The sequence below is a fragment of the Pseudomonas khavaziana genome, from assembly GCF_036704165.1.
Taxonomy (GTDB): Bacteria; Pseudomonadota; Gammaproteobacteria; order Pseudomonadales; family Pseudomonadaceae; genus Aquipseudomonas; species Aquipseudomonas khavaziana.
Genome location: NZ_CP129946.1, coordinates 3957376 through 3981644, shown reverse-complemented (window position 1 = coordinate 3981644; position 24269 = coordinate 3957376). Strand labels below are relative to the sequence as shown.

Annotated in this window: 26 protein-coding genes, 1 tRNA gene and 3 pseudogenes; 21 read left to right on the top strand and 9 right to left on the bottom strand. The window is 58.2% G+C overall.

The genetic code is table 11. The features are described 5' to 3' along the window. The first annotated feature begins 108 nt into the window (after window positions 1-108). The 7 genes from QYQ93_RS17495 to murB are packed head-to-tail and all read left to right on the top strand — an operon-like array spanning window position 109 to window position 4630. Complete coding sequence (locus QYQ93_RS17495; RefSeq protein WP_043046641.1) at window positions 109-744, top strand: MotA/TolQ/ExbB proton channel family protein; 636 nt, start codon at window positions 109-111, stop codon at window positions 742-744. Then, window positions 741-1169 carry an ExbD/TolR family protein gene (locus QYQ93_RS17490; RefSeq protein WP_043046643.1) on the top strand — a complete coding sequence of 143 codons (429 nt, stop codon included), beginning with the start codon at window positions 741-743 and terminating at the stop codon, window positions 1167-1169. The genes QYQ93_RS17495 and QYQ93_RS17490 overlap by 4 nt, the downstream gene beginning before the upstream one ends. Then, the gene (lpxK, locus tag QYQ93_RS17485; RefSeq protein ID WP_338475149.1) at window positions 1169-2179 is read left to right on the top strand and encodes a tetraacyldisaccharide 4'-kinase; all 1011 of its coding nucleotides are present in this window, start codon (window positions 1169-1171) and stop codon (window positions 2177-2179) included. The genes QYQ93_RS17490 and lpxK overlap by 1 nt, the downstream gene beginning before the upstream one ends. Window positions 2180-2203: 24 nt before the next feature. After that, the gene (locus QYQ93_RS17480; protein ID WP_003174668.1) at window positions 2204-2389 is read left to right on the top strand and encodes a Trm112 family protein; all 186 of its coding nucleotides are present in this window, start codon (window positions 2204-2206) and stop codon (window positions 2387-2389) included. Further along, window positions 2386-3150 (top strand): 3-deoxy-manno-octulosonate cytidylyltransferase, encoded by a 765-nt coding sequence (kdsB, locus tag QYQ93_RS17475; RefSeq protein ID WP_338475148.1) that lies wholly within the window; start codon window positions 2386-2388, stop codon window positions 3148-3150. Before QYQ93_RS17480 ends, kdsB begins: the two co-directional genes overlap by 4 nt. After that, window positions 3150-3614 carry a low molecular weight protein-tyrosine-phosphatase gene (locus QYQ93_RS17470; RefSeq protein WP_043046647.1) on the top strand — a complete coding sequence of 155 codons (465 nt, stop codon included), beginning with the start codon at window positions 3150-3152 and terminating at the stop codon, window positions 3612-3614. The genes kdsB and QYQ93_RS17470 overlap by 1 nt, the downstream gene beginning before the upstream one ends. After that, window positions 3611-4630, top strand: a complete 1020-nt coding sequence (gene murB, locus QYQ93_RS17465) for a UDP-N-acetylmuramate dehydrogenase (protein WP_338475147.1) — start codon at window positions 3611-3613, stop codon at window positions 4628-4630. Before QYQ93_RS17470 ends, murB begins: the two co-directional genes overlap by 4 nt. 73 nt (window positions 4631-4703) lie before the next feature. On the opposite strand, the gene QYQ93_RS17460 is transcribed toward murB, so the two are convergent. Further along, window positions 4704-5375, bottom strand: a complete 672-nt coding sequence (locus QYQ93_RS17460; protein ID WP_046068609.1) for a Bax inhibitor-1/YccA family protein — start codon at window positions 5373-5375, stop codon at window positions 4704-4706. A 152-nt stretch (window positions 5376-5527) separates the two neighbouring features. Here QYQ93_RS17460 and QYQ93_RS17455 point away from each other — a divergent pair. Then, window positions 5528-5618, top strand: a tRNA-Ser gene (locus QYQ93_RS17455). Between the two features lie 125 nt (window positions 5619-5743). On the opposite strand, the pseudogene QYQ93_RS17450 reads toward QYQ93_RS17455, so the two are convergent. Next, window positions 5744-5894, bottom strand: a pseudogene (locus tag QYQ93_RS17450) (integrase); the annotation flags it as partial. Between the two features lie 368 nt (window positions 5895-6262). Here QYQ93_RS17450 and QYQ93_RS17445 point away from each other — a divergent pair. Both QYQ93_RS17445 and QYQ93_RS17440 read left to right on the top strand, forming a co-directional pair. Continuing rightward, window positions 6263-6592: a DHCW motif cupin fold protein gene (locus QYQ93_RS17445; protein WP_043046730.1), complete on the top strand. Its 330-nt coding sequence runs from the start codon at window positions 6263-6265 to the stop codon at window positions 6590-6592. Window positions 6593-7080: 488 nt separating this feature from the next. Further along, window positions 7081-7287 (top strand): hypothetical protein, encoded by a 207-nt coding sequence (locus tag QYQ93_RS17440; protein WP_043046700.1) that lies wholly within the window; start codon window positions 7081-7083, stop codon window positions 7285-7287. Window positions 7288-7548: 261 nt separating this feature from the next. Here the strand turns inward: QYQ93_RS17440 and QYQ93_RS17435 are convergent, their stop codons facing one another. Then, window positions 7549-8523, bottom strand: coding sequence for a quinone oxidoreductase (locus tag QYQ93_RS17435; RefSeq protein ID WP_338475146.1), 975 nt, complete (start codon window positions 8521-8523; stop codon window positions 7549-7551). 120 nt (window positions 8524-8643) lie between these two features. On the opposite strand from QYQ93_RS17435, the gene QYQ93_RS17430 reads away from it, so the two are divergent. Further along, a complete protein-coding gene (locus QYQ93_RS17430) occupies window positions 8644-9510 on the top strand; it encodes a LysR family transcriptional regulator (protein WP_043046702.1) in 867 nt (288 codons plus the stop codon). A 236-nt stretch (window positions 9511-9746) separates the two neighbouring features. Here QYQ93_RS17430 and tnpC read toward each other — a convergent pair. From tnpC to QYQ93_RS17400, 5 genes and pseudogenes are all read right to left on the bottom strand, one after another. Continuing rightward, window positions 9747-10358 (bottom strand): annotated as a pseudogene (gene tnpC / locus QYQ93_RS17425) (IS66 family transposase); the annotation flags it as partial. 162 nt (window positions 10359-10520) lie between these two features. Continuing rightward, window positions 10521-11198 carry a hypothetical protein gene (locus QYQ93_RS17420; RefSeq protein WP_338475145.1) on the bottom strand — a complete coding sequence of 226 codons (678 nt, stop codon included), beginning with the start codon at window positions 11196-11198 and terminating at the stop codon, window positions 10521-10523. 661 nt (window positions 11199-11859) lie between these two features. Beyond that, on the bottom strand, window positions 11860-12186 hold the full coding sequence (locus tag QYQ93_RS17410) for a DUF2388 domain-containing protein (RefSeq protein ID WP_043046704.1): 327 nt from the start codon (window positions 12184-12186) through the stop codon (window positions 11860-11862). Between the two features lie 571 nt (window positions 12187-12757). Then, window positions 12758-13321 (bottom strand): hypothetical protein, encoded by a 564-nt coding sequence (locus QYQ93_RS17405; protein ID WP_043046705.1) that lies wholly within the window; start codon window positions 13319-13321, stop codon window positions 12758-12760. Between the two features lie 75 nt (window positions 13322-13396). Continuing rightward, window positions 13397-13485 (bottom strand): annotated as a pseudogene (locus tag QYQ93_RS17400) (DUF159 family protein); the annotation flags it as partial. Between the two features lie 249 nt (window positions 13486-13734). Between QYQ93_RS17400 and QYQ93_RS17395 the strand changes: the two are divergent. The 7 genes from QYQ93_RS17395 to QYQ93_RS17365 all read left to right on the top strand — a co-directional run bounded on the left by QYQ93_RS17395 (window position 13735) and on the right by QYQ93_RS17365 (window position 19035). Then, window positions 13735-13899, top strand: coding sequence for a hypothetical protein (locus QYQ93_RS17395; protein WP_161796494.1), 165 nt, complete (start codon window positions 13735-13737; stop codon window positions 13897-13899). Next, the gene (locus QYQ93_RS17390; RefSeq protein ID WP_338475144.1) at window positions 13899-14828 is read left to right on the top strand and encodes a ZIP family metal transporter; all 930 of its coding nucleotides are present in this window, start codon (window positions 13899-13901) and stop codon (window positions 14826-14828) included. The genes QYQ93_RS17395 and QYQ93_RS17390 overlap by 1 nt, the downstream gene beginning before the upstream one ends. Window positions 14829-14994: 166 nt before the next feature. Further along, window positions 14995-15156, top strand: a complete 162-nt coding sequence (locus QYQ93_RS17385; RefSeq protein ID WP_164484442.1) for a hypothetical protein — start codon at window positions 14995-14997, stop codon at window positions 15154-15156. Window positions 15157-15161: 5 nt separating this feature from the next. Next, window positions 15162-15479, top strand: a complete 318-nt coding sequence (locus QYQ93_RS17380) for a hypothetical protein (protein WP_043046708.1) — start codon at window positions 15162-15164, stop codon at window positions 15477-15479. Between the two features lie 150 nt (window positions 15480-15629). Further along, complete coding sequence (locus QYQ93_RS17375; RefSeq protein ID WP_043046709.1) at window positions 15630-16370, top strand: hypothetical protein; 741 nt, start codon at window positions 15630-15632, stop codon at window positions 16368-16370. 142 nt (window positions 16371-16512) lie between these two features. Further along, window positions 16513-16782, top strand: a complete 270-nt coding sequence (locus QYQ93_RS17370) for a hypothetical protein (protein WP_043046710.1) — start codon at window positions 16513-16515, stop codon at window positions 16780-16782. Between the two features lie 135 nt (window positions 16783-16917). Then, a complete protein-coding gene (locus tag QYQ93_RS17365; RefSeq protein ID WP_338475143.1) occupies window positions 16918-19035 on the top strand; it encodes a TonB-dependent receptor family protein in 2118 nt (705 codons plus the stop codon). On the opposite strand, the gene QYQ93_RS17360 is transcribed toward QYQ93_RS17365, so the two are convergent. Next, window positions 19036-20856 (bottom strand): sigma-54-dependent Fis family transcriptional regulator, encoded by a 1821-nt coding sequence (locus QYQ93_RS17360; RefSeq protein WP_043046712.1) that lies wholly within the window; start codon window positions 20854-20856, stop codon window positions 19036-19038. A 353-nt stretch (window positions 20857-21209) separates the two neighbouring features. Here QYQ93_RS17360 and QYQ93_RS17355 point away from each other — a divergent pair, with 353 nt between their 5' ends. From QYQ93_RS17355 to QYQ93_RS17345, 3 genes are read left to right on the top strand one after another with little or no spacing between them, the layout of a single operon-like run. After that, on the top strand, window positions 21210-22304 hold the full coding sequence (locus QYQ93_RS17355; protein ID WP_311903544.1) for an ABC transporter ATP-binding protein: 1095 nt from the start codon (window positions 21210-21212) through the stop codon (window positions 22302-22304). Continuing rightward, entirely contained in the window at window positions 22304-23401 is a 1098-nt protein-coding gene (locus QYQ93_RS17350; RefSeq protein ID WP_043046714.1) for an ABC transporter ATP-binding protein, read from the top strand. Before QYQ93_RS17355 ends, QYQ93_RS17350 begins: the two co-directional genes overlap by 1 nt. Further along, window positions 23398-24264, top strand: coding sequence for a carbohydrate ABC transporter permease (locus QYQ93_RS17345; RefSeq protein WP_005789024.1), 867 nt, complete (start codon window positions 23398-23400; stop codon window positions 24262-24264). The genes QYQ93_RS17350 and QYQ93_RS17345 overlap by 4 nt, the downstream gene beginning before the upstream one ends. Window positions 24265-24269: the final 5 nt, after the last annotated feature.

Below are 24269 nucleotides of genomic sequence, written 5' to 3'. Positions count from 1 at the left end.
CCGGCGTTACCAAAGACTCTGGGCCGCGACAGGCGGGCCTGTAGCCGACGAACCCCGCTGCCGAACCTATATGGTAAAGTGGCGCACTTTTTCGAGGGGACATTCACTGTGTGGGAATTGGTCAAATCCGGCGGCTGGATGATGTTGCCGATCATTCTGAGCTCCATCGCCGCACTCGGCATCATTGCCGAACGCCTGTGGACCCTGCGCGCCAGTCGCGTCACCCCCGAGCACTTGCTGGGGCAGGTCTGGGGCTGGATCAAGAACAAGCAACTCGACAAGCAAAAACTCAAGGAACTGCGCGCCAATTCGCCGCTGGGTGAAATCCTCGCCGCCGGCCTGGCCAACTCCAAGCATGGTCGCGAGATCATGAAAGAGTGCATTGAAGAAGCGGCTGCGCGGGTGATTCATGAGCTGGAGCGTTACATCAACGCTCTCGGCACCATCGCCGCCATGGCACCGCTGCTCGGCCTGCTCGGCACGGTGCTGGGCATGATCGATATCTTCAGCTCGTTCATGGGCGCGGGCATGGCGACCAACGCAGCGGTACTCGCCGGCGGTATTTCCAAAGCCTTGATCACCACGGCTGCGGGCCTGATGGTGGGGATTCCCGCGGTGTTCTTCCACCGCTTCCTGCAACGGCGCATCGATGAGCTGGTGGTCGGCATGGAACAGGAAGCCATCAAGCTGGTGGAAGTGGTGCAGGGCGACCGTGACGTAGACCTGGTCGAGGGCAAAGCGTGAAATTTCGCCGCAAGCAACGGGAAAATGTCGATATCAACCTCGCGTCATTGATCGACGTGGTGTTTATCCTGCTGCTGTTCTTTGTCGTGACCACTACCTTCACCCGGGAAACCCAGCTGCGTGTCGATTTGCCTGAAGCAGTGAGCGGTTCGCCTGCCGAGGACCAGCAGGTCAAGCAACTGGATATCGCCATCAGCGCCGATGGCGTGTTTTCGGTGAATAATCAGTTGCTGGAAAAAAACGACCTCGCCAGCCTGATGGAAGCCTTGCAGAAGGAATCCGGTGGTGACACCCAGTTGCCGCTGTCCATCAGTGCTGACGGCAAGACCCAGCACCAAGCCGTGATCACCGCCATGGACGCTGCCGGCAAGCTCGGTTTCAGTCATTTGCGCATGACCACCGTCGAGGCGGCGAGCCCACCCTGATGGCCATGTCCGATCGTTTGCTCAAGGCCTGGTACGAGGGCCATCCGGCACTGGTATTGTTGCGCCCGCTGGAGTCACTGTATCGCCGGGTAGTGCAACGCAAGCGTGCGCGCTTTGTGGCGGGCGAGGGCGAGATCTATCAATCGCCGGTGCCGGTAGTGGTGGTCGGCAACATCACCGTAGGAGGCACCGGCAAGACGCCGTTGATCCTGTGGCTGATCGAACACTGCCGGCGCAGCGGTTTGCGCGTGGGTGTGGTCAGCCGTGGCTATGGTGCCAAGCCACCGCAACTGCCGTGGCGGGTCGAGGCCGACCACAGCGCCGACGTGGCCGGCGACGAGCCCTTGCTGATCGTGCAGCGCAGCGGCGTAGCGCTGATGATCGACCCCGACCGCAGTCGCGCGGTAAAGGCGTTGTTGGCCAGTGAGCCCCTGGACCTGATTCTTTCCGACGACGGCTTGCAGCATTACCGCCTGGCCCGCGATCTCGAACTGGTGCTGATCGATGCCGCCCGCGGGCTTGGCAATCGACGCTGCCTGCCTGCCGGGCCGTTGCGCGAGCCGGTGGAGCGCCTGCAGAGTGTCGATGCGCTGCTGTATAACGGTGCCGCGACAGACCGTGAGGATGGCTTTGCCTTTCGCCTGCAACCCACTGCGCTGATCAACCTGCACAGTGGCGAGCGCCAGCCGGTAGCCTACTTTCCTGAGGGCCAGCAGGTGCATGCAGTCGCTGGCATCGGCAATCCGCAACGTTTCTTCAATACCCTTGAAACGCTACACTGGCAGCCGATACCCCATGCTTTTGCCGACCACGCGCCCTACAGCGCCGAGGTCTTGAGTTTTACCCCGTCATTGCCGCTGGTCATGACCGAAAAGGACGCGGTGAAGTGCCGCGCCTTTGCCCAGCCCGACTGGTGGTACCTTGCGGTGGATGCGGTGCCGTCACCGGCGTTCGTCGCCTGGTTCGACACGCAGCTGATGCGTCTGCTGCCCGACCGTCTCTTGCCTTAAAACGCTTCTTTCCAGGAAACACTCATGGACACCAAACTGCTCGATATCCTCGCTTGCCCGATCTGCAAAGGCCCGCTCAAGCTCAGCGCCGACAAGACCGAGCTGATCAGCAAGGGCGCCGGCCTGGCTTACCCCATCCGTGACGGCATCCCGGTCATGCTTGAAAGCGAAGCCCGCACCTTGACCACCGATGAGCGCCTGGATAAATGACCACCGCCTTTACCGTTGTCATTCCTTCGCGCTATGCCTCGACGCGCCTGCCGGGCAAGCCGCTGCAAATGATCGGCGACAAGCCGATGATCCAGCTGGTATGGGAGCAAGCCTGCAAAAGCAGCGCCGAGCGCGTGGTGGTTGCCACTGACGACCCGCGTATTATCGAGGCGTGCAAAGGCTTTGGTGCCGAAGCGGTACTGACCCGTGAAGACCACAACTCCGGCACTGATCGCCTGGCCGAAGTGGCCACTCAGCTCGGTTTGGCGCCAGATGCCATCGTGGTCAACGTACAAGGCGATGAGCCGTTGATCCCACCGAGTGTCATCGACCAGGTTGCCGCCAACCTGGCGGCCCATGGCGAAGCCCGCATGGCGACCCTGGCCGAACCGATCGAAGATATTGACACGCTGTTCAACCCGAACGTGGTGAAAGTGGTCAGCGACATCAATGGCCTGGCACTGACGTTCAGTCGCTCGACCCTGCCTTGGGCGCGGGATGCCTTCGCCAACAATCGCGACGTATTGCCGGAAGGCGTGCCGTATCGCCGCCACATCGGCATATACGCCTATCGGGCTGGTTTCCTGCATGACTTCGTCAGTTGGGGGCCTTGCTGGCTGGAAAACACCGAATCCCTGGAGCAACTGCGTGCCCTGTGGCACGGCGTGCGCATTCATGTCAGCGATGCCCTGGAGGCGCCGCCAGCAGGTGTCGACACCCACGAAGACCTGGAGCGCGTCCGTCGCCTGCTGGGCGCCTGATGGAAGTCCTGTTTGTATGCCTGGGCAATATCTGCCGCTCGCCAACCGCTGAAGGCGTGTTACGCCATAAATTGCGCGATGCAGGCTTATCCGGCCAGGTTGAAGTGGCGTCTGCCGGCACCGGCGAATGGCATATCGGCAACCCGCCGGACCAGCGCAGCCAACGTGCGGCGCTGGCGCGTGGTTATGACTTGTCATCCCAGCGTGCCCAGCAGGTCAGCCGCGCTGACTTTGCGCGCTATGACCTGATCCTGGCCATGGACCACAGCAACCTGCGCAACCTCAAGGCCATGCAGCCGGGGCAGGGCAAGGCAGAGCTGGATTTGTTCCTGCGTCGCTTTGACGGTGAAGTGGACGAAGTGCCAGACCCTTACTATGAAGGTGAGCAAGGTTTCGAGCGGGTCCTGGACCTGATCGAGCGCGCCTGCGATTTATTGGTGATCGAATTGAAGGGGCGGTTATGACCTTGCAAGTGCTTGCGCAGGTATCGCTCAAGCCATTCAACAGCTTTGGCATTGATGTGCGTGCTCAATTGTTTGCCGAGGCCCACAGTGATGCGGATGTCCGCGAGGCGTTGGCCTACGCCGCCAAGCAAGCACTGCCGCTATTGGTGATAGGCGGTGGCAGCAACTTGTTGCTGACCCAGGATGTGCCTGCCCTGGTATTGCGCATGGCCACCCAAGGCATTCGCGTGCTGCATGACGATGGCGAGCAGGTCATCGTCGAGGCCGAAGCAGGCGAAGCCTGGCATCCGTTTGTATTGTGGACCCTTGAGCACGGCTTTTGCGGCCTGGAAAACCTCAGCCTGATCCCCGGCACCGTCGGTGCGGCGCCGATGCAGAACATCGGGGCCTACGGCGTGGAGATCAAGGATGTGTTCGCCGGCCTCACCGCCCTGGATCGCCAGACCGGCGAGCTGCGGGATTTCAGCCTGGGCGAATGCAAGTTTGCTTACCGTGACAGTCTGTTCAAGCATGAAGTGGGGCGTTGGTTGATCCTGCGGGTACGCTTTACCCTCAGCCGCGCCAGCCAGTTGAAACTCGGCTACGGGCCGGTACAACAACGCCTGGCCGCCCAGGGCATCATCGACGCAACACCGAGCGACGTGAGCCGGGCGATCTGCAGCATTCGCCGGGAAAAACTGCCCGATCCAGCGGAGCTGGGCAATGCCGGCAGCTTCTTCAAGAACCCGCTCGTATCCCAGGCCGTCGCTGATGAGCTGAAAAGCCAGTATCCAGACCTGGTGGCTTACCCCCAGGCCGACGGGAAAATGAAACTCGCCGCCGGCTGGCTGATCGACAAGGCAGGCTGGAAGGGCTTTCGTGACGGTGATGCGGGCGTGCATAAGCTGCAGGCACTGGTGCTGGTCAACTACGGTACCGCCACAGGCCGCGAGATTGCCAACCTGGCGTCGCGTATTCAGCAGGATATCTTCAAGCGCTTCAAGGTCGAGCTGGAAATGGAACCTAACCAGTACTGACCATTCGTGCAGGCCTGCAAATAAAAATGCCCCGTATCTCGCGATACGGGGCATTTTTTATTGTGACGACTGATCAGTCGTCGCGGCTCATGATGCCGAAGATCTGCAACAGGCTGATAAACAGGTTGTAGATCGAAACATACAGGCTCACGGTCGCCATAATGTAGTTACGCTCACCGCCGTGGATGATGGCGCTGGTCTGGAACAGGATGCACACCGAGGAAAACAGCACGAAACCCGCGCTGATCGCCAGTTGCAGGCCGCTGATCTGGAAGAACATGCTGGCCACCACTGCCGCCAGCAACACGAAGAAGCCTGCGGTGATGAAACCACCCAGGAAGCTCATGTCCTTACGGCTGATCAGCACGTAGGCCGACAGGCCACCAAACACCAGGGCAGTCATGGCAAACGCCGAACTGACCACTTCCGCGCCACCGGCCATGCCGAGGTAACGGTTGAGGATCGGGCCCAGGATGAAGCCCATGAAACCGGTCAAGGCAAACGCCGACACCAGGCCCCAGGCCGAATCGCGCAACTTGTTGGTCAGGAAGAACAGACCATAGAAGCCGATCAGCACGACAAAGATATTCGGATAACCAACGCGCATCTGCTGGGCTACATACGCCATTACGCCGCTGAATGCGAGGGTAAGGGCGAGCAGGCCGTAGGTGTTGCGCAACACGCGGCTGACTTCAAGCTGCTCAGCCTGCGCGTTACCATTCACTGCGTAATTCTGTTCGCGCATGGCGACACTCCTTCAGTTTTGAAACGTTCAGTCGCAAAGATCATAACAGACGCCCTGTAACAAGCGATGCAGAGAGTTTGACAGTGTGTTTCATTCGGGTATTATGGCGCCCGCTGAGACGGGATGAGCTACTATAATCCTGTGATGCACAAGGGAAATTGGCAGAGTGGTTGAATGCACCGGTCTTGAAAACCGGCGAACGTTAATAGCGTTCCCAGGGTTCGAATCCCTGGTTTCCCGCCAAGATTTACACGAAAGCCTCGCGAAAGCGGGGCTTTTGCGTTTATGGGGTTTGGTTATGTCGGGCTATTAATGTTGACGATTTCCGCATCGTTTCGGGCGGTTTACGCACCAATTGCACGTCTCGGTCATCTGGTCGGCTTAACGAACTCGCCAACGTGTCTATAAACTGTCTCGGTTTATCCGCGTGTCGATGTGACCCAAAAGGCGGCTTGCATCCTCAAGGTCGAGGATCTCGCTGGCAGCTTTCGGACGGATGTTACGGAATTGAAACTGCCTGTTCTTGGTCTTGCAGGCGTAGGACTGGGGAATCCTTTAGCCTTTAGTTTGAGTTTCGACGATCAATGGCCACCCACCAGAGCGTGTAAAAACGCTTCGGGAAAATTGAAGCTAGCGCATCTATGAGGAATCCGAAAATTATCGACTGCTCAGCCGATCCGGGTTTTGCGTAGAAACACGATTTCCAGTCCAACACTGGGCTTCAATCGCGGGGACATACGTTTTTACACATCCTCGGCCGAGAGCTTGCTTCTGGGTTGCACGCTTGATTGGGCGTCTGTATCTCATAAAAGCGGGGCATCTGTGTCTATCGATAGGATCGCTGGATGAGTACGGTCCGCAGACTTCCTTCCATTGATGAGGCAAACATGGACCTGACCGCTGTTCCGTTTGGTACGACCGATTGGTCAACCGTCGAACCTATCGAGTACGTTGGACAGACGGGTACCGCCTATTGGCGAACTTGCCAGTTTGGTTCGACACGTGTCCGAATGGTTGAATACAGTCCTGGATATCTTGCCGATCATTGGTGCTGGAGAGGTCATATCCTGTTGTGCTTGGAAGGCGAGTTGCACACGGAGTTGGAAGATGGTCGTCAGTTCACACTCACCGCGGGGATGAGCTATCAGGTGGGCAGCAATGCTGAAGGGCACCGATCTTTCAGCACCAGGGGGGCGAAATTGTTCATTGTGGATTAACGCTGGGATAGACCGCTATTGGTCGTTGATGCCGCAATCAAAACCACAGCAGGTGCGGTGGCCTTGTACACGTCGTTGCTCATGGATTATGTGCATTCACGCGCCGCTCTCCGTGATCGCGGATGGTGGCGCAAAGGTTGATAAGGTTACGATGTGAGGAAATCTACAATTTCATTTTTATCAGGGAAACGAAAAAATGTTCCACAGGTACGTGCGCCCGGTTGGCTATGGGTTGGTGGTAGTAGGGACGATCTCGCTACTATTTTCGGCTTTCGAGTTGTTTGCTGGAAGAGATTCTCTGTTCGCCGTGGCTAAATCAGCAGCGTTTGTTCTTGTTGGTGTTTGGGTGATCAAGAGCTCAGTAAAGCCCTAGTTACATGCTCATGTAGCAGTCATACGCAGCTGTCGCCCTTCGGTTACCGGATGCAGCATGGCGGGCAAAAGGTGTCTAGGTTAGGATTGCCGCATTTTTCAAGGAAGGAGGCGCAATGAATGAACTCAAGGCTATGAACGCGGCGGCAAGTCGTTTTTTAAGCCAATTTTCTCGTAAGCAGTTTTTCTTGGCATTCGCCGTAATCACCGCAGCCAACTACTGGTTGGCCTATAACGTTTCCGGTTATAAATCTGTCTATCTGGCGATGGTCGGGGGCTTTTTCTTCGGCATGATGTTCGCGAAATTCGAGCCCAATAAGTAGGCTCAAATCAAATTATCAGCCTGGATGATTCACTCGTCTTCACCGTTGTCTTCGGTGTTCATTCGGTAACCGGCCGAGCGCTATAAAATCCAGCGCTTTTCGCTTGATTATGATCGCGACCAACGCGGCGACAGCCTTACCGTGAAGCGTCATGCTCGACGCGTCAGCCAGGTCGCTGGTGCGCAGATCGAGGATGTTCGCGAGCGTGTTGGTCTGCAGCTTGGCGAGTATCCCAACGAAGCCCTGAATGCTCGTCCGCTGTCATACCACGAGTATTACACTCCCTGTCGTCTTACCTGATTCCAGATCGGCGTGAGCCCTTGCAGCGTCTATGAGCGGATAGCGTGCACCGATTGGTGTGACCATGCCGTCCATTAATATCTCTATTAGCTCGTCAGTTCCAGACTTGTATAACTGTGGATCATTTGCGTACAGAAGCGAGCTTGGCCGGATAAGAGAGATTGAACGGGTGAAGCCCAGATCTTCGACCCGTACCGGTGGAATTGGCCCGGCAGGCTGACCGAGGCTTGCGACGACACCAAAAGGTCGGACGACGCTCAATGATTGGTTCACCATGCTGCCTCCGATGCCGTCGATCGCAAGGTGGACGCCCTTTCCGTCTGACAATCGCACGGCTTCTTCTACCCAATCGCCATCAGGATGCAGTAGCACAAAATCGGCACCTGCCTCGCGAGCGAGAGCTACCTTTGCAACTGAGCCAACAGTGCCAATGACGTTGGCACCCAGCCGTTTTGCCCAGCGTGTAACAATTTGCCCCAATCCCCCAGCTGCTGCATGGACAAGTATCCAGTCGCCGCGCTTCGTTGCATGCACTTTGTGTAAAAGCATGTGCGCGGTAAGTCCGCGTAGCATGGAACTACCGGCCGCCTCGAATGACACTTCGTCAGGGAGCTTGATGAGTCGGCTCTCGGGTAGCAGGCGCGACTCCGTATACGCTCCTGGCGCGCCACCTGTGTAGGCAACCCGGTCACCCGGGCGTAGGCGGGTTACTTCCTTACCGGTATCAATCACGACACCAGCACCTTCGAAACCGAGAATGGCTGGAAGTGTCGCAACCGGATAAAGCCCACTGCGAAAGTAGGTGTCCACGAAATTGACGCCGATCACCGATTGGGCAACTAGCGCCTCAAGGGGGCCAGGACGTCCGACTTTGATATCAATCCTTTGTAAAACATCCGGGCCACCCGCTTGCATCATCGCCATAGCAAGACTCATTTTCTTCTTCGCTCCATCACAGGTTCAAGCCAGGTTCCAGCTCACAAACAAAGACTATGCCCGGCGTGTCTATCGTGTAAATTCCACATATGCGCAATGCTAATGGGAGAATTTGCACCGATGTTTGACTGGCAAAACATGCGGCATTTTTTGGCCGTGGCAAAATCCGGGACACTCTCCGGTGCGGCGCGCGAATTGGGCGTGGATCACGCGACAGTGGGTCGACGAGTCACGGCGCTTGAAGCCGAACTGCAAACGCTGTTAGTTGAGCGTCTGCCAAGATCGTGCCGCCTGACCGCAGCTGGCGTGCTGGTTGTTGAACAGGCAAGGCGCATGGAGAGCGCCGCGTTCGATGTCACTCGGCAGGTAAAGTCCCAGCAGGTGACGTTGAGCGGGCGAGTTACGTTGAGCGCATCTCCTGTACTGGCAACGCATTTCATCGCGCCGCGCATGTTTGATTTCCGTCAGAAGTATCCGGCCATTCAGTTATCAATCAGCGCGCAGGCGCATCAGGTCTCTCTAAGTCGTGGTGAGGCGGACATCGCTGTCCGGCACGTGCGGCCAAGTGAGCCGGGTAGCGTCGCTCGACGGGTTGGAAAGATGAAGTTCGATCTCTACGCAAGCCGCACTTATCCGGATCTTGCCTTGCCGGAGCATTGGGCTTTCATTGCCTATGAAAGAGAGTTTTGCGATATGCCCCAGCAGAGGTGGCTACTGGAGATTGCAGGCAACCGCAACGTTGCGTGCGAACTGAGCGACATCACTGGCCATATGGTTGCCGCTCGATCGGGTGTGGGAGTGGCCGGACTTCCTTGTTTTTTAGGTGATGCAGACCCAATGTTGGTCAAGCTGGAACACGATGGGGTGTCATTTTTACGTGATCTCTGGTTAGTCACTCACCGGGACATGAAACGCTCAGCAATTGTGCGAACTGTCATGGATTACTTTACTGAGTCTTTTGCCAGCACGATGGAACTTAGGCCTTGAGCATGATGGTGTAAGCATCCGCCGAAATTACCTCGCCTGACTCAGGGCGATTCCCACCGATGTGGCAGCAAACGCTCACATAAACGTCAGCCTTATAAGTATTCAAGACGGGCTATCGCCACAGCTTGAATGTGTAGGCTCATGTCACTGCTCCGTCACATTTTATCTCTAGCGTTCAAGATCTGACGCCTGCGTACTCGCCGATTTGTAAGCGTCCGCCAATACACCATGCGTGGTTAAACGGGTGCCCACTTATGCGGCAGCAGTTCAACAATTTCACTCGCCCGCTGCGTCGGCAGGCGTGCAAGGACATCCCTCAAGCAAGCATACGGATCGTGCCCGTTGAGCCGCGCCGAGTGGATCAAACTCATGATTGCCGCCGTACGTTTACCGCTGCGTAACGAGCCCGCGAACAGCCAGTTCGAGCGCCCAAGAGCCCACGGCCGGATTTGATTCTCGCACCAGTTATTATCGATGGGCACAGCACCGTCATCGAGATAGCGCGTCAGCGCTATCCAGCGTTTGAGGCTGTAATCCAGCGCCTTGGCGATGGCCGAACCCTCAGGCACAAGCTATCTTTGGGCGATCATCCAGGTATGAAGTGCGTCGGCGATTGGCGCTGCTTTTTCCTGCCGAATTCGCTGCCGATCACCCGGCTCCAGCTCTCGGACTTCTCGCTCAACTTCGTACAAGGCCGCGATGTAGTGCAGCGCTTTTTCGGCGACCTGGCTCTTGTTGGTCGCGTGCAAGTCGAAGAACTTCCGGCGGGCATGGGCCATGCAGCCGATCTCCGTAACGCCCAGTTCAAAGCCTGCCTTGTAGCCGGCAAAGTCATCGCAGACCAGCTCCGTAGCGGGAGGGCTCCGCGGTCATAACTGGGCCAACGATAAGCACCGCGCAGAGATACAAGCGTATGGGTTTGATGTCTCGGAAAAAATCGGCGAATTATACCTGGCTCACTCGCGCCACGTTTCCGAGTGCGCCAAATCGTGGCAAAAGATGGTACTAAGTCAGTGGCTTTTCCTCTCCATTTTTTTGAACAAGGATTGTAGATGGGAGGGGTCCAGGCAGTCAGGCGCCAGCATTTGCACCTGCTTGAGATAGCCCCGAACTTTAGGGTTTACGATATCGCCCTTCAGTGCTAACAGGTAATAACCGTCGGCGCGGAACTGTTCAAGGCTCAGAGCAATGGGCTGGTAGGTGTCTCTCATGGTGGTCAACGGTTGTTGGTGCTCGACTTCGGTAACCTGAGAGTCTTTGAAACAGTAAGAGCCTCTCGCTGGCAGTGGGTAATAATCAGAGTACAGATCAGGCTGCTCCAGCGCTCTGGCCAGCTGACTATGCTTGCGCAGAAGCTCGGGATCATCGAATTTGTACCGCTGGGACGCTTCGTCACAGTTGCGCAGCACTATTACCGCTCCGGCAATCAACCCTTGATCGGAGGCGCTCTGGTAAAGCGCGCAGGCGTTTGCATGCATCGCCTCATGGACATCTAGAAGGGTTGCCGCACGACCATCATCCAGGTTCGCCAATAAGTATGTCGCGACACCATGTCCTCCAGCGCTAGCTTTGCGCAGTTCATCCTCATAGGCCTCAAGCCCTTTCGTTGCTTCCTGTATGGATCGGCTCATTGTGAACTTGTCGATCTTTCCCTGCTGTTCTCTATCGATCAGTTGATGGGCCGGCACTCAAGCATCAGGGCCGTTTATGACGAGATCTGCGAATGATGCAGGGTTTCATTCGAGGCTGATCGTGGGATCAGTAACATCGAGCCTCAGGGGGAACAGAAAATTTCTCTCGCTCTGTACTATTTTCCTCCCAAATCCAGTCGCATAATTGCCGCCTTAACATCGGGGCGCTTACATGAGAAACAGAGGTAAGGTTTTCTGGGACTGGGCTGATCCCGCACTTCATACTCGATCCGTAGATGAGCGGCAGCCTGATGGCACGCTTCTGAACGTCCAGGTCCGAATGTCGCTTCTCGGCAGAACGGAGTTGTTCATAGGGGTTTACGGAGTTGATGGGAAGATGCTTTTTGAGGAGGCGCCCGATTCATTGCCGGGGGAAACGATGACCAACGCCCTGGCGAGAGGTCTCGATAGGGCTAGGTTAAATACCCCACTGGCCACCCAATCAATTTCGACCCGAAAACCCGAGAATTTGCCAAGGGCTGGCTCCCGGCGATTCCGCAAGAGCATTAGCGGCTGACTTTGAACGGGAAGGGATCACAGGTTTTGTGGGCCGAGTACGGATGCGCTCTTACAGAATGGGCACCGGCAGCAGGCGGGGAGTTGGATTAGGTCGAGGCACCCGCCGCTGATTGCAGGGAGGATAGGTTAACGGTCGGTATCAGTATGTAGTCGCAATCGCCTGGGCGAGCTGCATATCGGACATGAGGGGCGATCTATAAGTCGAGCGATAATGCCGGGATGCTTGCTCAAACTGCGCACCGCGAATCTCGCCATTCGAGCCTATGTAGGCAAGAGCATCGGTTTTGGCTGATTTGAAAAGCTCTGGCGGTTCGGTCGTGAGAGACGTCGTTGCCCCAATCAGAATAGTTGGCAGGAACGTCGTGATCATCAGACCCTTATCGAAAGGGTTGGCATTTTCCGCCGCTACTACCTGGTTGCCGAACAATGTCATCACGACGATTACAACAGTCTTACATGAGCCCATTCTTTGATGCTTGCATTGCGGTGTGAGGGCGCCACCATAGCAGAGTGGGGGGATCACTAGAAACAAGAAGGCCGGCGCTGGGCCGGGGGCGCAAATCGTCCCGTTCTTAAAATATCACCTCCGATAAAACCTGTTCAGGAGTATCTGAGACCCTTGCATTTCAACCTTTGCTTTAAGTGGCCCGAGGCTGCTGGCCCCGTCTCGTTGCAAGTGGTACTGGCACTGTCTGGCGCCTGACTCAAGCACACCATTGACCAAATGTGGGAGGGGGCTTGCTCCCGATGGGCAGTGGGTCAGTATCAGATGTGCTGACTGACCCTCCGCCATCGGGAGCAAGCCCCCTCCCACAGTTTGATTGCATGTGTACCCCAGCCGAGTACGTCAGGAACCTGGCGTTCAAACGCATGTACAGGCTCTATCGTTGCCGCATGCTCCTTGTGCGGCATCGGGCGTAGGGAACACGATGAAGAGCGCACCATTCAATATACCAGCGCCGCCGCTTTTGTAGCGCTCGGGATCAAGCTGGCTTTTGTGCAAGGTAATTCAGCTTCATGAACACGACTGATTCGATTCAGCAGTTGAACACCGGCGCATAACGCTCTTCGTGCTTTTTGAAGCGAATGGGCGCCATGGGGACTTTTTCACCGTTGACGAAGATATCCGGAAAGGTCAGCGTGAAGTCGTCCATGTCGCCTTTACCCAAAGCTGTGCCTTTAATCGAGGACGTGGATGTTTGCTTGGGGTCGAACCCCGTTTTCAACTGCTCAATACTGACCTGATACGTCTGCCCCGAAGCCAGTTTCACGGTTACGTCAGGCGAGGCCGCACTTACCCAAAGCGATGTGGCGGGGTTGCCCAGATGCGGTTTATACAGGCGACCGAACAGGCGAAGTTCTGTGTCGGTAGCCCTCACCTTACCCGGCCAACTGAGTGTCCCCGGCGGGGCCACATACACCAGCACGTGAACCCAGTTGAGCTCCTCGGACAGTGGCGTAAAACTGATTGCGGCGTGTGCACCCGGGCAGGTTCGTGAGAGCAGGGCATTCTGGCCTACCGACGATTCTGGATGCAGGTAGGGCCCCGTGCTGCACCCCGCGACCAGTGCCAACAGCGAACACAGCAGGTATTTGTTCATTGCGCATTTTCCTTTGCTATCTGGGTATCGCGTGCATTAAAGCATTTCTATCGCCTGGAGCCGTGCACACCAGATAACCCGGGCTCTGACTGGAGCGGCGCGGTGTTTGGCCCAGTGTGGACGCCATCCCCAACGTGGCGATCAGCATGCAGCAGGTCTTCCTGCCTGGGTTTTCTACTTCGGCTCTTCGACCGCTTGTCACCCACCGCCAAATCTATTTGAAATTTTGCCTGACGGGCCATTTCAGATGTGAGGAGGTGAGCCGACGGCCGACTTCGAGCGTTAACCTGGATGCCGATGATGACGCGCTGCTGATGGACATGAAAGCCAGGACGATGTCGGACCCGGATTCCATTGCCCCACGCCCGTAACGGCGTGCGGCCCAAGCAAGAAATTATAATCAGGAGATTCCCATGAGGCGTGATCACGTGAATATGGCTTCGACTTCAGTAACAGCATTGGACGCTCTGTTGCGCTCGGCAGCCGCTTCGTTCGAGCGTGATGCTGGGCGTATCGTCCAGCAACTGGCGCTCAGGAAACGTCCTGCACGGCGCGATTCAATCAAGCGGGGCGGCTGATGTCGGAACTGACCACGGCGCCTGAAGGCTTGAAGAATGGCTGGGTCCGGCGTGCTGCGCAACTGGGCTGGACAGGCGGGATATTCTGGACGGTTCTTGCGACGGTCACTGTCCTGCTGCTCGTTTGCGGGTATAGCGCGATTGTGGATGCCGATAAAAACCATCTTCGCTACGCCGTATTGGGGGGCGTGAGTGGTTTTGTCGCCACGGCAGCCGGTGCCATCGCTGCGATTCTTTTGCGTGATATTGGCGCGAGGACGCAGGATGTAATGCTGGGCTTCGCCGCCGGGATGATGCTCGCAGCGAGTTCCTTCTCATTGATCCTGCCAGGCATCGACGCGGCTCAAGCCATCAGTGGCAATCAGCTGTTGGCCGCGGGCATCGTCGTGTTGGGGCTTGCCCTTGGCGTTGCGCTGATGGTCGGACTTGACCGCTTCGTACCTCACGAACATGCCGAGATTGGACGCCAAGGTCCACAGACCGAGCGCTTCAACCGTGTCTGGTTGTTTGTTCTTGCGATCACGCTGCATAACCTGCCCGAGGGCATGGCCATTGGTGTCAGCTTTGCCCATGGAGACCTGACCGTTGGCATGCCCCTGACAACCGCTATCGCCATCCAGGATATCCCTGAGGGCCTGGCAGTGGCACTGGCGCTGCGCGTGACCGGCATTTCGGCATTGCGCGCCGCGCTTGTTGCCATCGGCTCCGGACTGATGGAGCCGCTGGGCGCCGTGGTCGGCCTGGGGATTTCAAGTGGATTTGCGTTGGGTTATCCCATTGCATTAGGACTTGCCGCAGGGGCAATGATTTTTGTCGTGTCTCACGAAGTCATTCCAGAAACTCACCGCAATGGGCATCAGACATCTGCCACCTTGGGGTTGATGTTGGGCTTTGCGGTGATGATGTTTCTGGACACGGCGCTTGGTTAGCATGGGCAGTGGCTGTGTGGCAGGCCATTACCGTCAGCAAGGCGCTAAAAGCCCCGCAGGCACATATCGGCATTCCCTATTTGTGAATGACATCACGATGCCTCTATGATCAGCACGCGCCCGGCATCGGGCCGCTGAGCCTCAACCCCCTTTGAAGGATAAGAGCATGGACAAGTACTTCGATAATTCAGGCCTTTTCAAACGCACTTCGTATGAAGGCAATGCCTCCCTGGACGCCAGCATCACCGGCTGGGAGCTGAAAAATATCGCGCTGAATACGAAGGAATTTTTGATATGTCCAAAGAACTACTCGGAGTTTTTGCTCTAGGCTTGATGGTGATCGGGGAGTTTTGTGCAATCTACAGCGAGGTGGTAACCGCCCGGCTGGCCCACACCGGCGGCGGTTCCTGGGGAGCGTTTGTGCTACCCGTGGTGGTGATGTGTTTTGCCGGGCTTTGCCTGCTGGGCGCCTATTGGCTGGGGTACAGGGCGGTGGGGGACATCTGGATTGTCACCGTGGTCTCGGTCACGTCCTTGTTGCTACTTGAGCCAGTAGTGGTCTGGTCGCTGTTTCATGAAGCGCCTGGACGCGGCGCGCTGGTCGGGTTCTGCCTGGGCGCCTTGGGTATGCTTGCCACGATACTGCTTTAACGCCCCGCTCATCCAGTGCCGGGTCAGATCAGCGCCTGTAGTCCTATGCTTATCTGACCCGTGCGGCTGCACTTTTTTCCATTCTGTTGATCTATCCCTGTCCCGGCCACCCGACTCCGAGGGTGGCCCACAGAATCAGACCCGGTGCCGATGGATCGAACGTCAACTGTTATTACCTCGCTATGGTCGCTGTTGCTCGCCGTGGTGTTCGCGCTCTGCGCAGTGGGTTGCAGCCAGCAACAAGGCCGCGATATCGCCAGGCAGTTCAGCAGCGGCAAGCCCGATGAGTTCTTCCAGACCAGCGTCGACCGCATGGCGACCCTGGGCATGCGCGACAACCTGCAAAGCCTCTACCTGCTGATGAGCAAGCTCTACCTGCGTAACCCCAGCCAGTGGCGTCAATCGGGTTATCCGGATGCGGTGAGCGCGGCGCGGGTAATCCGCCAGGCCATCGAAAACCGCCAACCCTTGCCCGCACTGGGAGACCGGCGTGATCTGGCTGCCCTGAGTTATTCGTTGAGTCCCGACTTTCGTGGCGACCGGGTCGGCGCGTTTATCTACGCGATCGGTAGCATGCTCGTGACCGCCCACGGCGGGCGCACGCAGTTTTACGTCACTGACTCGATCAACCCGCAGTTCGTCAGCAATGCCGCACGCAATATCGAGAAGGCCACCTGGCTGCTCAGCCAGCGTCAGGATGCCAACGGTGTATTGCTGTTGTTTTCCAATGAAATATCGGAGGAGGGCAGTAACCTCAGTTTTGCTGTCGAGTTTGGCAAGATCGTTGCGCGCCTCGACTTGCTCACCCAAATCCTCGATGAGCGTTACCGCCGCATCGGCCTCAATTACGCACAAAGCCTGTTGCTGATGAATTTTCTGCCGGTGCAGTGAGACGCGGCAGCGCGCATAAATAGCTCAAACGGTGCGGTGTTTCCCTTTCCACTGTAGGAAGCGGCCTATCTTGCCTCCTGCTGCTTGAAACGCGTCCCTGCGGGCAATAGCCTCGGATTTTTCTTAAACACGAGGCCCTACCTTGGGTAAACGAAAAACGGTTTGGCCCACGGATCGCGAAATACGTTTGCGGTTTATCCTCTTCGCCGTGATCGATGCGGCGACGGTCCAGGGCGTCTCTGCCGAGTTGCTGTTGCCGGCCCACAAGCTGCTGCGTGACTCGCCCACGGAGGCCCAGTTGCGCGATGCACTGGGTGAGATTCTGGCCACGGAGCAAATGTACGGGTTCCGCTTTCCGGCAGGTTCGGAAGCCGATGATCTGATGCGGGCGTTAGCGGCGCCGGACGGCTAAATCAGGTTCGATACTGTCTTGGAGGCAGCCTGGTCCGTCAATAAGGCGTGACCTGACGGGCGTGCTTGCCTTCCCATCACTGTTCGCGTGGTGGGCCCGGCCTGCCACGCTCCTGAATTCCAAGGACCCGCCCCAATGCCGCTGCGTCAACCTCCGTTCCTTTTTGCCGCCCTGACCCTCAGCTCGCTGGTACAGGCCGAAGGCCTGCAATTGGCGCCGGTCGAAGTCACTACCGCTGAGGCCAGCGCTGGCGAAATCGCCCAGGCGCAGCTCAACAGCGTGCCCGGCGGCACCAACTACATCGATATGAGTAGCGTGCAACAAGGTCGTGTCAGCACCAACGAAGATGTGTTCAAGTACCAGGCCGGGGTGTACGCCAAGGCGGCGAATAACGAAGGGGTGAAGTTATCCATTCGTGGCTCGGGCTTGAACCGCAGCCCAGGTGCCCATGGCTCCGGCCTGTATGAGATGTTCGACGGCCTGCCGCTGACCGGCCCCGGCGGCACGCCCTATGAGCTCAAGGACCCGCTGTGGCAAAGCCGGGTAGAAGTGTTGCGCGGTGCCAACGGGTTCGATCAGGGCGCGTTGGCATTAGGTGGCTCGGTCAATTACGTCACCCACACCGGCTACGACGCGCCCAAGCTGCAAGTGCGCTATGAGGTCGGCAGTCGCGGCTATGCCCAGCGCGAGATCAGTTCCGGCCAGGTGCTGGGGGATGCCGACTACTACATCAGCCTTACCGATTCAGAGTCCGATGGCTACCAGCACCAGAGCGCCGGCACCGGCAAGGGCATCGCCGCCAACTTTGGCTACCGCTTCAACCCGGACCTGGAAACGCGTTTCTACCTGCGCTACCGCGAAACCACCAACGATTCCCCCGGCAAGCTCACGCGCTACCAGATCAGCCATGACCCACGTGCCGCCAACAGCGTGAATGCCGCTCGCGATTCCAAACGCCTGCAACCGGGCTCCACCTGGATCGCCAACAAGACCACCTTGCAACTGGATGACGCATCGAGGGTCGAGGTCGGGCTGGCCTATCACGACTACCCCATGGACCTGCGCGAAGGCAGCAACCGCCTGAAAGTCGCCTACACCGATATCAGCGGCACCCTCAACTACATCCGCCAGGACAGCCTGTTCGGCCATGCCAGCAAAACCACCGTCGGCCTGCGCACCACCCAGGCGATGCCCAACAATGGCGCCTCCGAGTACGTACGCACCCCCACAGGCAAGACCGCCAGCTACGCCCCCGGCACCAAGACCCGCGACTACAGCTACCTGGGGTCAGACACCGTGCTGCACATCGGCAACGACCTGGAGCTGGTCCCCGACCTATGGCTCACCACCGGCCTCGCCGCGATCTACACCCGCCGCGAAACCCAGGTGACTTACCCCGAGGGCCAGGCGCCGCTCAGTCAACATGACTGGGACTATGCACCGCGCATCGGCCTGCGCTACGACTTCACCCCGCAACTGCAGGTATACGCCAACCTGAGCCGCTCGGTAGAGCCACCGCATGCCTGGTCGATGATCTGGGGTTCCAACAAATACTTCGGTCCTGGCAACGGCGCGGCCACGGGACTACAGCGCGAAGGTGTGAAGTTACGCAATCAGACTGCCACCACCCTGGAAATCGGCGGGCGCGGCGAAGTCTGGCTCGGCCAGTGGGACCTGGCCCTCTACCGCTCCGAAGTACGCCACGAACTGCTCTCCGTGGAAACCCAGGCCCAGACCTCCACCAGCAATGCCATCATTGCCGAATCCAACGCCAGCCCCACCGTGCACCAGGGTGTGGAACTGGGCCTGCTCAGCCCGTTATGGGACGGCGGCTCCAGCGGCAAGCTCGACCTGCGCCAGGCCTACACCTTCAGCGATTTCCACTACCGCAACGATGAACGTTTCGGTGGCAACACTTTGCCTGGCATCCCCGAGCACTATTACCAGGCGCAGGTGCGCTACAGCCACCCGACGGGTTTCTACACCAGCCTCAACACCGAACATGCCTCACGGGTCGCGGTGGACTACGCCAATTCCTACTATGCCGCGGCCTACACCACCTTCGGTGCCACCTTCGGCTACGACGCGCCCAAACAGGACTGGCAAGCCTGGGTCGACCTGCGCAACCTCACCAACCGTCGTTATGCCAATACCGTTACGCCGGGTTACGACGACAAAGGCATGGACGCAGCACGCTCTACCCCTGCCGATGGACGTGGTGTTTACACCGGTGTGTCTTGGCGTTGGCGTTAATCAACCTTCGTGCTGGCGCAGGCGCTTGTACAGGGTGTTGCGGCTTACCCCCAATTCCCGCGCCAGGTGGGAAATATTTCCGCCCACGGCCTCAAGGCGTTGGCTCAGATCCAGGTTGTCATCCAGGCGCTCGCGTGTAGACAGCGGTGCCGCCTCTTTTAGATCGACAAAAAAATCATCGGGCAGATGCTCCGCACGGATCGGCTGCTCTTCGGCCATTGCCAGTGCCACCTGTAATACGCTGCTCACCTGGCGCAAATTCCCCGGCCACGGATGTTGCTCGAACAACCCCAGCACCTCGGCACTCAGCCCGGCCCACTGGGTCGGCTCCCGGTGTTGCTGCCACAGTTGCTGGAACAACGCCCGCTTGTCGGTACGCTCACGCAACGGCGGTAACTCCAGGGTCAGGCCGCCGATGCGGTAGTACAAGTCCTCACGAAAGCGTCCGGCCTGCACCAGCTCACGCAGGGCCCGGTTGGTCGCCGAGATGATGCGCAAGTCCACCGGGAACACCTCGCTGCTGCCCACCGGTTGCACGCAGCGCTCTTGCAACACCCGTAACAGCCGGGCCTGGGTCGGCAATGGCATATCGCCGATCTCATCGAGAAACAGCGTGCCCTTGTCCGCCTTGCGGATCAGGCCGATGCTGCCTTTCTGATTGGCGCCGGTGAAGGCGCCTTTTTCATAGCCGAACAGTTCCGATTCCACCAACTCAGCGGGAATCGCCGCACAGTTCACCGCGATAAACGCCTGGCGGCTGCGGGAACTGGCCTGATGCAGGGCCTTGACGAACACCTCTTTGCCCACGCCGGTCTCGCCGTGGATCAGCAACGGTATGTCCTTTTCCAACAGGCGCTCGGCCTGACGCACAGCTTTCTCCACCCGTGCATCGCCAAAATGCAGGGTCTTGAGGTTGATCGAGGCCGGGGTTGGCGGCGGCGTCGGTTCATTGAACACCCGGGCTTGCACCGGCATCTGCTTGGGTCGCTTCAACAGGCACTGGAACCGATTGCGTCCCGCCGCCTGCAACGAGAACGGCAAGCCCTCCGGCTGGTTGAGCAGCTCCAGCAGCGAGACCTTGAACAAACGGTCGATCATTACTCGCGACAGGCTGATACCCAGCAGGTTGTCCGCACGCCGGTTGGCCGACAGCACCTGGCCGCTCTCATCGAAGATCAACAGGCCGGCCCACTGGCTGTCGAGATTGCTCAAGCCGGTGTTGAACGTCAGTTGGAAATGTTCGCCGCGGAACAAGTTGAGGATCAGCCGGTTTTCCACGGTCTGGCTCATCATTTTGACCATGCCCAGGGTGTGGGAGGGCGGCAGGTAGCTGTCGCTGGACACATCCAGCACCGCGATGATTTCGCGCTGGGCATCGAAAATGGGGGCGGCCGAGCCGGTCATGAAGCGGTTGGCCTTGAGAAAGTGTTCATCGTGTTCGATATGCACCGCCTGGGCGCAGGCCAGCGCGGTGCCGATGGCATTGGTGCCGCTGGAGCGCTCCTTCCAGCTGGCGCCGGGGCTGAAACCACGGGCCAGCTTGGGCTCGATAAAGCGCTGGGTACCCCAGGAGGTCAGGACCTGGCCCTGGTTGTCGGCCAGCATGATCAGGCAGTTGGAATTACTGAGGATGTTCTCGTAGTAGGGCAGCACTTCCTGGTGGGTGGTCTGCACCAGTGAATGCTGGCTCTCCAGCAGTTGACGAATGCCTTCGGCAGGGAGCTGGTCAAAGCTGGGAGCGCTCTGGTGATCCAGGCCAAAGGCGCGGCAACGGCGCCAGGAATCCTGGATAAGGGTGTCGTGAGCCAGTGGTTCGGCCATGGTGCGACCTTCATTTTTATTGTTATTGGATGTGCACATTCAACCATTGAAATGGGTTCAAGTGTGGGAGGGGGCTTGCTCCCGATAGCGGTGTGTCAGTGAAAAAAATGCTGACTGACGCACCGCTATCGGGAGCAAGCCCCCTCCCACATTTTTATCCTCTGTTGGTCATGAGAGTGTTGTTCAGAACTGTTCATTGTCAACCCCGGCAGTGTTCAGTTGTTCAGCTTGATTGTTCACTCGTGAACATCCCAATTAACCGATTTCCTTACGCATCAAGCGTTTGCAGTTTTGGCACGAAACTCGCTCTGACGACTGGCCAGATTCATTCCAATAATAAAAAAGGTCGTGTCATGTCATTGACCCTGGAACATGTCTCCCGCGTTGTCGACGGCCAAACCTGGATCGACGACGCCAACCTGCGTTTCGAAGCCGGTTCGTTCAACGTCCTGCTCGGTCGCACGCTGTCCGGCAAGACCAGCCTGATGCGCCTGATGGCCGGCCTGGACAAGCCCGACAGCGGGCGCATCCTGATGAACGGCGTGGACGTCACGCAAAAACCGGTGCGCCTGCGCAATGTGTCGATGGTTTACCAGCAGTTCATCAACTACCCGACCATGACCGTATTCGAAAACATCGCCTCGCCGTTGCGCCAGGCCGGTGTGTCCAACGAGCTGATCCAGAGCAAGGTGCTGGAAACCGCCAAGATGCTGCGCATCGAGAAATTCCTGCAGCGCCACCCCCTGGAGCTGTCCGGTGGCCAGCAGCAACGCACCGCCATGGCCCGCGCCCTGGTGAAAGACGCCGAACTGATTTTGTTCGATGAACCGCTGGTCAACCTGGACTACAAACTGCGCGAAGAGCTGCGCCAGGAAATGCGCGAACTGTTCAAGGCGCGCCATACCATCGCCATTTATGCCACTACCGAACCCAACGAGGCCCTGGCCCTGGGGGGCACCACCACCATTCTTCACGAGGGCCGGGTGATCCAGAGCGGTAAGGCCGCCGAGGTCTATCACCAGCCGCAGACGGTGCTCGCTGCCGAGCTGTTCTCCGAGCCGCCGATCAACCTGATGCCCGGGCGCATCAGCGGCAACGAGGTCAGCTTTGCCAACTTTGTGCATTTCCCGCTCAACGTCGACCTGCGTCCCATCGGCGAAGGCGAATTTCGCTTTGGCGTGCGCCCCAGCCATATCAGCCTGGTACCGAGCAACGACGATGACCTGGAGCTGGCCGTTACCGTGGAAGTCGCCGAGATCAGTGGCTCGGAAACCTTTCTGCATGTGCGCAGCGAACATTTCCTGCTGGTGCTGCACCTGCCGGGGGTGCACGAGTACGACGTCGACGCGCCGATCCGCGTGTATATCCCCACCCATAAACTGTTTGTGTTCGATGGCCAGGGCCGTTTGGTCCAGGCCCCCGGGCGCCGTATCGCGAGGGTTGCCTGATGGCCGAGATCCATTTGCGTAACCTTGCCCATAGCTACAGCCCTACGCCAGCGGGGCCAGAGGACTATGCCATCCGGGAAATGAACCACGTATGGGAGCAGGGCGGCGCCTACGCCTTGCTCGGGCCGTCGGGCTGCGGCAAGTCCACGCTGCTCAATATCATCTCCGGCCTGCTCAGCCCCTCCGAAGGCCAGGTGCTGTTCGACACCCAGGTGGTCAACGATCTGACCCCGGAGAAACGCAATATCGCCCAGGTGTTCCAGTTCCCGGTGGTGTACGACACCATGACGGTGTTCGATAACCTGGCCTTCCCGCTGCGCAACCAGGGCATGGCCGAGGCGAAGATCCACAGCAAAGTGCAGGAAATTGCCGAAGTCCTCGACCTGCAAAACCTGCTGAGCAAAAAAGCCCGCAACCTCACCGCCGACGAAAAACAGAAAGTCTCCATGGGCCGTGGCCTGGTGCGCGATGACGTGTCGGCAATTCTGTTCGACGAGCCGTTGACGGTGATTGACCCGCACCTGAAATGGAAACTGCGGCGCAAGCTCAAGCAGATCCACGAGCAGTTCAACATCACCATGGTCTACGTCACCCATGATCAACTGGAGGCCTCCACCTTTGCCGATAAGATCGCGGTGATGTACGGCGGGCAGATCGTGCAGTTCGGCACCCCGCGTGAATTGTTCGAGCGCCCAAGCCATACCTTTGTCGGCTATTTCATCGGCAGCCCCGGGATGAATCTGATTGAGGTGCAGGCCAACCCCGGCGGCGTGGGCTTTGCCGACACGCAGCTGCCGCTGTCCGAGGCCTTGCAGCAACGTATCAGCGTCACCGACTACCAAAAGCTCCAGGTTGGCATCCGCCCGGAATTTATCCACGTATGGGACGAGTACAACCCTGACGCCCTGCAAGCCGAGATCGTGCATGTGGAAGACCTCGGCACCTACAAGATCATGACCCTCAACCTCGACGGCGCACCGCTGAAAGTGCGTCTGGCCGAAGACAAACCAGTGCCGCAGGGCAGGGCGTCGATCAGCTTCCCCGCGCAATGGCTGATGCTCTATGCCGACGATTACCTGGTGGAGGTGGCGCCATGAACAAGGTGCAGAACAACAAGGCCTGGTGGCTGGTGTTGCCGGTGTTCCTGCTGGTGGCGTTCAGTGCGGTGATCCCGATGATGACCGTGGTCAACTATTCGGTGCAGGATATTTTCGACCAGTCCAGCCGCTACTTTGTCGGGGCTGACTGGTACAAGCAGGTGTTGCTCGACCCACGGCTGCACGACTCGCTGCTGCGCCAGTTCATCTATTCGGCCTGCGTACTGCTGATTGAAATCCCCCTGGGCATCGCCATCGCCCTGACCATGCCAACCAAGGGCCGCTGGTCATCGCTGGTGCTGATCATCCTCGCCATTCCGCTGCTGATTCCATGGAACGTGGTCGGCACCATCTGGCAGATTTTCGGGCGTGCCGATATCGGCCTGCTGGGTTCGACCCTCAACGCCATGGGCATCAGCTACAACTATGCGGCCAATACCATGGACGCCTGGGTCACCGTGCTGGTGATGGATGTGTGGCACTGGACCTCACTGGTGGCGCTGCTGTGCTATTCCGGGCTGCGTGCAATTCCGGATGTGTACTACCAGGCTGCGCGGATTGATCGGGCGTCCGCCTGGGCGGTGTTCCGGCATATCCAACTGCCCAAGATGAAAAGCGTGCTGTTGATCGCGGTGATGTTGCGCTTCATGGACAGTTTCATGATCTACACCGAGCCATTCGTGCTGACGGGCGGCGGGCCGGGTAACGCCACCACTTTCCTCAGTCAGACGCTGACCCAAATGGCCGTAGGCCAATTCGACCTGGGCCCGGCGGCGGCGTTTTCCCTGGTGTACTTCCTGATCATCCTGTTGGTGTCCTGGCTGTTCTACACCGCCATGACCCATTCCGATGCCAACCGCTGAGGCCG